The 10,670-nt window shown below is 73.8% G+C and carries 10 protein-coding genes and 1 pseudogene; 4 read left to right on the top strand and 7 right to left on the bottom strand.

Annotation, left to right across the window (positions count from 1 at the left end; all coding sequences use genetic code 11):
• The coding region (locus ABZY11_RS39040) for a hypothetical protein (protein WP_356483718.1) at positions 1 to 826 on the bottom strand (826 nt) is incomplete at its 3' end.
• Between the two features lie 67 nt (positions 827 to 893).
• On the opposite strand from ABZY11_RS39040, the gene ABZY11_RS39035 reads away from it, so the two are divergent.
• Both ABZY11_RS39035 and ABZY11_RS39030 read left to right on the top strand, forming a co-directional pair.
• The gene (locus tag ABZY11_RS39035) at positions 894 to 1,280 is read left to right on the top strand and encodes a hypothetical protein (RefSeq protein ID WP_356483717.1); all 387 of its coding nucleotides are present in this window, start codon (positions 894 to 896) and stop codon (positions 1,278 to 1,280) included.
• 5 nt (positions 1,281 to 1,285) lie between these two features.
• Positions 1,286 to 2,104, top strand: coding sequence for a hypothetical protein (locus ABZY11_RS39030; protein WP_356483716.1), 819 nt, complete (start codon positions 1,286 to 1,288; stop codon positions 2,102 to 2,104).
• A gap of 351 nt (positions 2,105 to 2,455) precedes the next feature.
• On the opposite strand, the pseudogene ABZY11_RS39025 reads toward ABZY11_RS39030, so the two are convergent.
• The 3 genes and pseudogenes from ABZY11_RS39025 to ABZY11_RS39015 form a co-directional block, all read right to left on the bottom strand.
• Positions 2,456 to 2,692, bottom strand: a pseudogene (locus ABZY11_RS39025) (SDR family NAD(P)-dependent oxidoreductase); the annotation flags it as partial.
• Complete coding sequence (locus tag ABZY11_RS39020; RefSeq protein WP_356483715.1) at positions 2,641 to 2,937, bottom strand: SDR family NAD(P)-dependent oxidoreductase; 297 nt, start codon at positions 2,935 to 2,937, stop codon at positions 2,641 to 2,643. The pseudogene ABZY11_RS39025 and the gene ABZY11_RS39020, both read right to left, overlap by 52 nt.
• A gap of 49 nt (positions 2,938 to 2,986) precedes the next feature.
• Positions 2,987 to 3,712 carry an SDR family oxidoreductase gene (locus tag ABZY11_RS39015; protein ID WP_356483714.1) on the bottom strand — a complete coding sequence of 242 codons (726 nt, stop codon included), beginning with the start codon at positions 3,710 to 3,712 and terminating at the stop codon, positions 2,987 to 2,989.
• 130 nt (positions 3,713 to 3,842) lie between these two features.
• Here ABZY11_RS39015 and ABZY11_RS39010 point away from each other — a divergent pair, with 130 nt between their 5' ends.
• Entirely contained in the window at positions 3,843 to 4,829 is a 987-nt protein-coding gene (locus tag ABZY11_RS39010) for a LysR family transcriptional regulator (RefSeq protein ID WP_356483713.1), read from the top strand.
• Positions 4,830 to 5,012: 183 nt separating this feature from the next.
• Here ABZY11_RS39010 and ABZY11_RS39005 read toward each other — a convergent pair whose 3' ends face one another.
• A complete protein-coding gene (locus ABZY11_RS39005) occupies positions 5,013 to 6,065 on the bottom strand; it encodes an alpha/beta hydrolase (RefSeq protein ID WP_356483712.1) in 1,053 nt (350 codons plus the stop codon).
• A 114-nt stretch (positions 6,066 to 6,179) separates the two neighbouring features.
• Here ABZY11_RS39005 and ABZY11_RS39000 point away from each other — a divergent pair, with 114 nt between their 5' ends.
• Positions 6,180 to 6,779 (top strand): TetR/AcrR family transcriptional regulator, encoded by a 600-nt coding sequence (locus ABZY11_RS39000; protein ID WP_356483711.1) that lies wholly within the window; start codon positions 6,180 to 6,182, stop codon positions 6,777 to 6,779.
• A 320-nt stretch (positions 6,780 to 7,099) separates the two neighbouring features.
• On the opposite strand, the gene ABZY11_RS38995 is transcribed toward ABZY11_RS39000, so the two are convergent.
• Together ABZY11_RS38995 and ABZY11_RS38990 are read right to left on the bottom strand one after the other, a co-directional pair.
• Positions 7,100 to 8,974, bottom strand: a complete 1,875-nt coding sequence (locus ABZY11_RS38995; RefSeq protein WP_356483710.1) for a hypothetical protein — start codon at positions 8,972 to 8,974, stop codon at positions 7,100 to 7,102.
• Positions 8,971 to 10,670 (bottom strand): DUF5682 family protein (locus ABZY11_RS38990; RefSeq protein WP_356483709.1); only part of this gene is annotated, 1,700 nt, incomplete at its 5' end. The genes ABZY11_RS38995 and ABZY11_RS38990, both read right to left, overlap by 4 nt.

The following is a 10,670-nucleotide window of genomic DNA, read 5'->3' as shown; positions in this document are numbered from 1 at the left end:
GGTCGCGTTCACCGGGCCAGGTGACGGGCTGGGCGTCCAGCCTCCGCAGGAACCGCAGCCCGTCCGCGGTCTCCGGGGTGAGGGCGTCGTCCGGTACGGCCGCGACCAGCCGTTCGACCTGCGCGAGCCGGGGGGTGCCGAGCAGCCGGGCGGAGTCCACCACCGTGCGCAGACAGGCCGCGGCTGCGGCCCGCGCCCCGTCGGGGTCGAACAGGCCCGGCTCGACGGCCAGCCGCGTGCACACCTCCCGTCCGTAGCGGGCGGCGGCGACCAGCCCGTCCGGGTCGGCCTTCGTCTGGAATCGATATATCCACAAGTCGTGTGCGTAGATGGCCAGTTCGACGAAACCCACGTGGTCGTCGGCGCGTACGGATTCGAGAGCGGCGTCCGACCAGGCGAGCGCGCGGTCGAGCGCCGCCGCCCGCTCCTGAGGTGCTCCATTCACCGCGACGTCGGCATGCACCGAGCACACCAGGTGCGCGAACCGCGCCTCGTGGGACGGGTCGGCGGGGTCGAAGTTCTCCTTCAAGGATTCGGGGAGTCCGGCCTCCTCGGGGAGGCGCGGGCACAGGAAGCCGAAGACGGCGACCCCGACCCCCGTGTTCTGGGCGGCCTCCGGGTCCTCGGCGCCCTGGTGACGGCCCCAGAACGTCCAGAACACGGCGGCCACCGCTTCGAGACCGATCGAACCCTCGGGCGACGGTGCCGCCTCACCCAGCAGAGCCAGCGCATCGGTCACCGCCTCCTGGTCGCGCAGAGGCGCGGCGTCGCCGGTGCTGTGCGCCCTGGTCAGGCGTTCGACCACTCGTTCCCGAAGCTCTGACATCGCCGCTTACATTACTCTGATCGGTTGTCAGGAAGCAGTGGTTATCAGGACTTCGAGGGAGGCCGAGGTGGGAGACGGGGCGAAGGCGCGCGGTGTGTACGAGGACGCCGTGGAATACCTGTGCCGCAACGTCGAGGAACTGCGCCCGCTCGTCTCCTCCGCCGTCTGGGAGTCGGCTTTCCCGGTCGTTCGGGACGCCGATCCGGCCGGTGCCGAGTGGCGGGACGCCGTACGCGCGCTGCACGACGCGGTCGAGTCGGCCGGCGTCCCAAACGGGCTCGGACTGCCCGCCACCATGGGCGTCGGCGACTGGCCCGGCACCCCCACCCCGCAGTCGGTGGGCTGGGTCTGCCCCACGAGCCGCTGCGCCCGGGTCGAACTGCGCGACGGGGCGGCGACCGCTACACCGACCTGTGAGCTGGCCGGAGGGCCGATGCGGCTGGTGGACGGCTGACCGCGGTGGGCCTGCTCATCGAGCTGCAGAAGCGCATACCCGACGGCTGGTTCCTGCGGCGGCTGCTGCCCGCCGCGCTGTTCGTCGTCGTCACGGTCGTCGGCGGCGGGGAGTTGGGCCATGCCCACTGGAACGACATCGCCCTCGCCCGCGAGCGGATCGCCGACGCGCTGCGGACGAGCGGCGGCCTGTCCGCGGACGCCGTCGCCTCGCTCGTGCTCGTCGCGGTGCCGGTGGTGGGGACCGCGTTCGCGGTCCCCTACGCGGCGGCCGCGATCGGCTCTCTTGCCTCCGGGGCCTGGCCGTGGTGGCTGATGTCGGTGGGCCGACGGGTGACCAAGTGGCGGGTACGGCGCTGGGTCGAACCGGACGTGCTGGCCCGGCGGTCCGTGCGGGCCCGCGCCGACGGCCACGCGCTGCGCGCCGACCGGCTCGACGCGCGGGCCGCCCGGGCCAGAACGGGCGGGCGGCCGCAGTCACCGACCTGGTCCGGCGACCGCCTCCGCCTCACCGAGGAGAATGTCGGACGGGAGACCGGCGGCGACGTCGTCAGCGGCTGGACCACCCTCCTGCTCGGTGCGGCCGACCAGCCCCGCGCCGCGCTGGCCGAGGCCCGCGACGCCTATGACGCGGCCTGCGAGGCCCTCGCCTGGAGCGCGGCGTTCACGGTGCTCGGCGCCTGGTGGTGGCCCGCGGCCCCCTTCGGTGTCCTCCTCGGCCTGGCCTCCTGGCGCTCGCTGCGTCATGCGGTGCAGGCGCTGTGCCGTACGACGGAGGCGGCGTTCACGCTGCGCGAGACGGAGCAGCCGAGCGCGCAGCCATGAGCAGGACAGTGGAGGGTTCGACAGCGACGCCGCCCATCTGCACGGCTCCTCGGCGCCTGTTTCATCCCCGTACTGCAGCCGGTCGTTCACGTGACGTGATGGTGATCGGAGTCGTTGGCGGTGCATGGGGCTGAAGCTGCCGTCGGGTCTGGTCCGGCGTGATGAGTTGACGGCGGACGAGGTCTGGTGCTGGGACGCGGATGAACTGCGGGGTCGTGTAGTGCACGGGACTGGGCGCCGAGCTGCTCGGCGAGCCCGCCCGGGGCGTCCCACAGCCTGGTGCGGGTCGGCCGGGAGCGACCCGTTGGAACGCACCCCTCGCGCGCCGAACTCGCCCGCCAGGGTCTTGGACAGCGACAGCAGGGCGGTCTTGGCGGCGGCGTAGTCCACCAGCGGCACATCCGGCAGCCGAGCGGCTTCGCTGGACACATGGACCAGCGAACCGCCGTGCTCCAGCAGAGCGGGCAGCGCGGCGCGGGTCATCCGGACGACCGAGTGGAAGTTGAGGTCGAACGCCGACTGCCACTGCGCGTCGGTCACCTCCAGGAAGCCGCCGCGCGACTCAAGGCCGCCAACGTTGTTGACCAGGCCGTCCAGGCGTCCGTGGCGTGGCGGGCCAGTACCTCGGCCGCGACCTGCGCGGCCGACCGCGGATCGGTCACGTCGGCCGCGACGGCGCTCGCCCTTGCCCCGAGCTCCTCCATGCCCTCGGTCCTGCGGGCCGTGCCGACCACGGTGGCCCCCTCGGCGGCGAGGATGCGTACGGTGGCCGCACCGATCCCGGCGGAAGCTCCGGTGACCAGAAAGACCTTGTCGTCCAGATGGAGATCCATCAGCTGCTCCTTCGTATCAGTCGGGTCGGATGATTCGGCGGGGCGGAGGTCAGGCGAGGCGACCGCCGCCGTCGACGTGCAGCACGGTGCCGGTGACGTACGGGTTGTCGATCGCGTAGAACACGGCCTTGACCAGGTCCTCCGGGCCACCCACCCGGCGGGCCGGGTTGCGCTCGGCCACCCCGCGCAGGAACGCCTCCTTGTCGGCGCCCAGGCCGTCCCAGGAACCCGTGTCGACGATGCCGGGGGAGACGGCGTTCACCCGGACCGGGGCGATCTCCACCGCCAGTGCCTGCACCAGGAAGGCCAGCGCGCCGTTGGTGGTGGCCATCACCGTGCGCTCCGGCGCGGGCCGCCAGGCGGCCACACCGGAGAAGAAAGTGAACGAGCCGTGCTCGGACACCTGCCCGGCCAGGTGCTTGGCCAGCAGCAGCGGACCGATCACCTTGGCTGAGAACGCCCGCTGTATATCGTCCAGTTCGAGGTCCTTCAGCGGGCCGTTGGCCGGCATCGCGGCGGTGGAGACCAGGTGGTCGAACCGGCCGAGAAGCCCGGCGAAGCCGGCGATCGACCGCTCGTCAGCGAGGTCGAGCACGAGCACTTCCGAGGGCCCGGACAGCTCAGCGGCCGTCCACTCCAGCCTGCGCGGATCCGGGCCGGCCAGCACGACAGCGGCGCCGGCCGCCGAGGCGGCCTTGGCGAGCGCGCGCCCGGTGCGCGCACCCGCGCCCACCACGACAAGCTTCTGCCCCTTGAGAGGCGTGCTATCGGACATGAGGCGAACTCCTTCGAGTCAAGGGGATCGGCCGCCCGCTGCTCCCCCGCGGCGGCCACATCACGACCCTCTCTCAGCTTCGTGCAATGAGTCCAAGGCTTGTTATCTACCCCAGCGATAAGATTTGCTCATGGCGAAGCCGACACTCCGACAGCTCGAATACCTGGTCACCGTGGTCGACACCGGCTCCTTCACCCGCGCGGCCGAGCAGCTGCACGTCACCCAGCCCGCGCTCTCCCACCAGATGCGCGTCCTGGAGAGAACGGTGGGCGGTCCACTGCTCGAACGGCTGCCGCGCTCGGTGCGGCTGACCCCCGTGGGCCGGGCGGTACTGCCGCACGCTCGCGCTGCGCTGGCCGAGGCCGAGCGCCTGCACACGGTGGCACGGCGCACGGCCGGGCTGGAGGAGGGCGAGCTGGAGGTCGCCGCCGTCTACTCGGTCAGCCTCGGCATCCTGCCGCCCGTCCTGCGGGCCTGGCGCCGCAGGCACCCGGGCGTACGGATCCGGCTGCGCGAGTACCCGCACGCCGACCGGCTCCAGGCTGCAATGGCCGCCGGTTGCGCCGACCTCGCCATCGGCCCCGTACCCGCCGGCTGGGAGGGGCCGATCCGCGAGCTCGGCGTCGAGGAATTCACCGTCGTCCTGCCCGCCGACGACCCGCTGGCCGACCGCCCCACCGGCAGGGTCGCCCTCACCGATCTCGCGGATCGCGCCTGGGTCCACTACGCCCCGGACAACGGCCTCGCCGAGCTGTTCGACCAGGTCTGCGCCCAGGCGGGCTTTCGTCCGCAGGCGGCGATCCGCGCCGAACAGACCTCCGCCATACCCCTGCTCGCCGCGGCCGGACTCGGTCCGGCCCTGGTACCGGCCAACATCATTCCCCCGCACTTCGACGGCGTCGTGCTGCGTCCCGAGCCCCCGGTCCGCCGCACCCTCACTGCCTACACCCGTACCCGCCCCGACCCCCTCACCGTGGCCTTCGCCGACCTCCTCGCCCAGCAGGCCCACGTCGACCTGGTCGGCTTCCCGGCCGACCGCCACGCTCCCCGCCTGGGCCGACACCCCCGTGCGCCGTCAGAACCGCACGCCGCGCACCACGATGTAACGAGCTGCTGAACACTTCCCTTCGCCAGCACCTACGAAGGCGCAGCTCAAAGCAAGTACGACCGGACGAAAGCACGACCCGGCCGGGAACAACGGCGGGAACTCCCGCAACGCCACCCGTGGCAAGACCGTGCTCCCCACCACTCCTGCAAGCGCCGATGCGGACCGGCTTCGTGTCGCGGCAGGACCGTCGGATCAGCCGATCAGGGTGTCCTTCAGCCAGGGGGCGATCACGGCCATCGCCTCGCCGAAGCGCGAGATAGCGCAGTGGCCGGTGTCCGGGATCAGTTCGACCTGGGTGTCCCGGCGGCCCTCGAACACCAAGGTGTCGTCGAGTGGGACGTGGACGTCCTCGGTGCCGTTGACCACCAGCATCGGCCCATTGGCGTCCTGGTCCAGCAGCGGGCGCAGGTCGAAGGCCGCGAAGGCCTCCTCCCGCTCGGCCGTACTCGGCATGGCGTCAAAGCCGAGGGCGTTGCCGACGATGCCGTCCATGCCGAAGGCGAAGCCGCGGTCCGGGGCGAAGGAGCGCTCCACCGGGCCGCCGAGCACCACAGAGGCGTCCACTGCCCCGGTCAGTCCGGTCCGGGCGGAGTAGTAACCGCCCATCGAGATGCCGAAGTGGCCGACCTTCCCGTTGCCGATCGTGCGGGCGAAGGAGACCAGTCCGGCAATCACCTCGGCCCCGCCATCCGGGGTCATCGGCAGGTGGGCGGTCTCGCCGGTGCCGACGATGTCGAACAGCAGCAGCCGTACCGGCAGCGCGAGCGCGAGCTGCTCCCACATGCCGTGCAGGTCGGTCTTCCAGGAGTCCACCCCGCCGCTGGCCAGCACGACCGGCGCGTCGGCGGGCAGGCCGGGGGCGGCTATCAGGTGGATCGGCAGGGTGGCCTCGCCGCTGCGGTACGGGACGGTGAGCGTGCGGCGCTCGAACTCCACCGGGAAGCCGGGGGCGGCGAGGGCGTACTGCTCGACCTGGCGGGCGAGCGCGGTGCGCTTCGGGTCGTCGGCCAGTGAAGGGAACTTGGCCCAGCCGTACGCCTGCGCGGCCAGGCGATGGCGCCCGGCCTCGGCGTGCCGGGCGGCGAGGGCGGACCACTCGTACACCCAGCTGCCGGGCCGGTCGGGCCACATCTCTGTGACGGCGGCGCGGACCGCGTCCACCTCGTCGACGGGGAGGCCGAGGGTCATCTGCGGGTAGCGCTCGACGAACAGGTCCCGCGGGTCCAGGGGCCAGGTGAAGGACATGGTGATGCCTCCTGCTGCACTTAAAGCCGGAACTCTTGCATTAGCGACTATGCGCCCGGGCGGCACTTAATGCAAGTCCTCCTGCGTTAAGGTGGTGGTCGAGGTGATCGACACATGACTGAGGAAGAACCGGAGCCGGTCCGCCGCCGCCCTGGCGGCCGCGCCGCGCGCGTCCGCCAGGCCGTTCTGGCAGCCGCCATGGAGATGCTGGCCGAGGAGGGCATCGCGCGGCTCAGCATCGCCGAGGTCGCGGCCCGTGCCGGGGTCAACGAGACCACGGTGTACCGGCGTTGGGGCAGTCGGGAGAAGCTCGTGCTGGACGCCATGCTGGTCGGCAGTGACGAGGGCATCCCCGTCCCCGACACCGGAGCCGTCCGCACCGACCTGGCCGCCTTCGCCCGCGCGCTGGCCGAGTACCTGGCCACCCCGACCGGCCGCTCCGTTGCCCGGGAGGCCTCACTCAGCTCCGAGGACCCGGACCTCGCCGCGGCTTGGCAGAGCTTCTGGCAGTCCCGCCTCGATCAGGCCGGCGCCATCATCAGCCGGGCCGTCGAACGCGGGGAACTCCCGGCGGACACGGACGCGGCCCTGGCGCTGGAACTGCTCTGCTCCCCACTCCAGACCCGCTCTCTGCTCGGCCACCGCCCGATCGAACCGGACCTCCCGGAGCGCTTGACGGACTTGGTGCTGAACGGTCTGAAGGAGAGGAGGTAGGGACTGCCCCCAGAGATACGCCAGCCCGGCCTGACCGGCCACGGCACCGCCACGGTCGCGGTCGCGGTCGCGGTCGCGGTCGCGGAGAGGCTGTCGCCCTCGTGGGTGACACCGATGCGGAACCGGGCCGTGCCGGCGGACCTCTCCGCGCGCAGGGCGTCGAACACGGGTAGCAGGGACCGGTGGTTCGGGAGCGGCTCGGTGGAGGAGTTCGCAGACAGGCTGCCACACCCGGTGGTGCGGAACGCCGGAAGGACCGGGGCCCGGGACCGCCTGAGCCCACCGGGCGGCCCAGGCGGCCCGGTGGGCTCAGCCGTAGGTCACGACGACCAGGACGCGGCCACCAGCGAGCGTTCCGCAGCCGCCAGGTGCACGGCCGAGGCGAGCCAGGCCCTCGCGTAGGCGTCGGCCGAGGGGTCGGTCAGGCGGCCGAAGATGTCGCGGGGGCGGCGGCCCGCCTCCGTTGTCAGGGCCTGTGCGAGGTGGGCCGCTACGCCGAGTTCCGCCCGGGTCAGGCGGGCGCAGAGCGAGGCCGCGTCCGTCCCGCGGCCCGCCTCGGCCACGGCACGGCGACCGCCCGCGACGCCCGTCTCCAGCAGGCGCCGGACACGCCACAGCGGTGCCTCCGCCAGCGGGTCGGGGCCCGCGGTGACCGGCCCGCAGTCCGCGGGTCCCGCCGTCTCGCGGGGGAAGTGCTCGCCCTGGAGCCGGTCGTAGCCCAGGTCGGCACGGCCCTTCCACGCGTCCGGCAGCCGCAGCGTGGCGGACGCCCCCGGCACCGGCCCGACCGCCAGCGACCGGAGCGTCGCCGCCCGGTCCAGGTCGGGACGGCCGAGCACACGCAGGGCGAGCCCCGGGTGTTCGGCGATCCGGCGCAGGTTGGCGGCGTGCGGCAGCCCCGGGTGGGGGTGTGCGGGGCAAAGCCGCAGCAGCGGTCCCTCACCGGCGACGCGGACGACGACGGAGTCGCCGACGGCACCGATCACCTCGACGTCGCAGCCCAGCAGACTCGGCGCCGTCCTGCCGGGCCCACCCGCCTCGGGCGCGCCGTCGGCGAGCACAGCGGCCATCGCCTCCTGCACCGGTCGGGTGAAGAGGGCGGCGGCGGGTTCCTCGGACCAGTCCACCCCGCGCATTGGCGTCGCGCTGACCCCCCGCCCTGCCCCGAGCCGCCCGTCCGCGGAGACGGTCGCGCCGACGATCCGCAGGCCCCCGCGCGCCAGCCCGGCGTGGTCGAGGACGGCACCGCCGAGCGCCACGGACGCGGACCCCGCACCCTTCACGCGGGCCAGGCCACCGGGGCGCACGTCGGACACCGTGTAACCGGCGCCGTCCGAACCGACCAGGTGCGTGGTCACTCCGCCGTACCCCGTCGCGGACAGCACCGGCTCCCGGCACAGGCCGTACACCCGCAGGCTGCCGCCCTGTTCGTAGACCCGGCGCGCGGAGCCCGCCGCATCCGTGTCGGCCGCCCCGGAGGCGAGCAGGGCGGTGTCGGCCAGCAGCTCGCGGAAGGCTCCGGTGAGGTCGGCGAGACGTTGTCCCTCGCTCCGCTCCCGCGCGGCCCTCAGGCTCCGTACGACTCGCAGCGCGGCCGCTTCGGCCCGCGGCAGCCCGGCCAGCCGCGCGGTGTGGGCGGCGCGGAGCAGCTCGGCCTGCACCACGGCGCCGCCCGCCGTGACGCCGGCGGACAGGGCTTCGGCGGCGGCGTCCCACAGCGCCGTGGCGGCAAGGACCTGCGCCGCGGTGAGTGCGGCCGGCGAGACCACCGTGGCCGCAACTTCGGCGGCGGGGGCGGTGGGTGCGGCCTCCTCGGGGCCCGCACCCGTGTCGGAGGCTGTGCCCGAGCCTGCGGCCTTACCCGTACCCGAGTCGTCGCCCCCGCCCGTGTCTCCCTCCCCATCGGCGATGGGTGCCGCGCCCAGGACCGCGGCCCGGTGCAGGCAGCGCGGGGCCAACAGGCAGGTGCACACGGCCTGTTCCGCGTTCGTGACCGTGCCGGAGGGGCCCGGACGCAGCGTGACCGTGGCGTCCTCGCCGAAGTGGACCTCGACCGCCCCGTCGGCCGTGGCGGAGGCCTGGTCGGCGCAGCCCGGGATCGCCGCGTCGAGTTTCTTGCGCAGCCGTGCGCTGAGCTGCTCCACGGCGTCGGCGAGGACGTCGGGGGCGACGGGAGGCAGGAGTTCGGTGCTCAACGGGGTTCTCCACGGAGGCGGTCGCCCACCCAGCGGGCGAGTTCGAGCGGGCTGAGGGCGGCCACCGGCATACCGGCCGCGACGAGTTGGCGCGCCACGGACACCGAGTAGCGCGGCGTGCCGGTGTCATCGAGCGCCGCGCAGCCCAGCAGGTGGGCGCCGGAGGACGCCAGGGCACGCACCTCGCCCAGCAGCCCGCCGAGCGGTGCGCCCTCCTCGAAGTCGCTGACCACGACGACCAGCGTGCGGCTCGGCACGGTGATCAGCGAACGCGCGTGCGCGAGACCGGCCGCGATGTGCGTACCGCCGCCGACCCGGACCTCCAGCAGCAGCGACAGCGGATCCTCGACCCGGTCGGTCAGGTCGATCACCTGCGTGGAGAAGGCCAAGAAGTGCGTGGACAGGGTCGGAACCCCGCCGAGGACCGCAGCCGTCAGCGCCGACCAGATCACCGACGCCTCCATCGAGCCGGAGACATCGACGACGAGGACCAGGCGCCAGTCCGCCTCCTTGCTCGCCCGCGTGCTGAACAGCGGACGCTCCGGTACGACGACGAGCCGGCCGTCCTCCGTCCGCCGGGTGTGGGCGAGATTGCCCCGCAGGGTACGGGCGAGGTCGAGGCGCCCGCCGGGCCGTCGGGTCGGGCGCGGGGTGGCCAGACCGGTGAGCGCCGGGCGCAGGCGGGTGGCCAGCTCCCGGGACAGCTCGTCGACGAGCCGCTTCACCAGCGGACGCAGCCGGGCGAGTTGGGCCTCGGGCATGCCTCCGGCCAGGGACAGCACCGAACCGAGCAGCTCCACCGACGGGCGTACCGACGCCGGATCGAGCTGCGCGAGCACGTCGGTGCGACCCGCGTCGGCGGCCTCCGCGAGGACCTCCTCGCGTACGTCGGTGCCGAAGAGGGCCTCCAGTTCCTGCGCCCACTCCCGCGCGGTGGGGAAGGACGGGTCCTGACCGCCGCCTTGACCTGGTGCGCCGCCGGCCAGGTCCTGGGCGCCTTCGCCGCGCCCGCGGCCGTAGAGCTCGTCCAGGGCGTGGGCGTAGCGGCGCGCGTCGCCGGTGAGCCGTTCCTTGTGGCGGCCGAGCAGCAGCCGCCAGCGGTCGGCACGGCCGAGCCGTCGGTCCGCGTCGTCCGCGGCGGCGCCCGCTGCGGGTGGGGGTACGGGGCGGGGATTGTCGGCCGAGTCCGAGCCCGGGTCCGTTCCTGCGTCGGCGTCCGCGCCTGGCAGGCCCAGGGCCTTCAGCGCTGCCGATCCGGCCGCGTCGGCCGCCGCCCACAGGGCGAGCAGTTCGGGCGGGGCGTCGAGTGACAGGTCGAGCCGGTCGCCGAGCCGCTCCGTCACGGTGGTGAGTAGCCTGTCGCGCGCGGCCGGGGCCAGCGTGTCGAAGCCGCCGCGCAGGGCCGGGAGACGGTCGAGGAAGTCCTGGTCGGCCAGCGCGTCAACCCGGTCCATGAGCGCGGCGAGCGCGTCCGGCGACGCTTGGAGCAGGGGACCGGCGGCTGTGAGCAGCCCGGCAAGACGCTTCGCCAGCGCCCGGCGCGTGTCCGGAGCCGTGGCCCCGTCGATCCAGCCGGCCGTACGCTCGCCCAGCCCGGCCGCGTCGTCCAGGTCGAGCAGCACGCGTACGGCCAGGGCCGCGCCCTGGATGAGCGGGGAGCCCTCGGCCGCCAGCTCGGCGAGCGCCCGGTCCAGTC

This window comes from Streptomyces sp. NPDC006510 (genome assembly GCF_040611955.1).
Lineage (GTDB): Bacteria > Actinomycetota > Actinomycetes > Streptomycetales > Streptomycetaceae > Streptomyces.
This window is presented reverse-complemented; position numbering and strand designations above follow the sequence as displayed.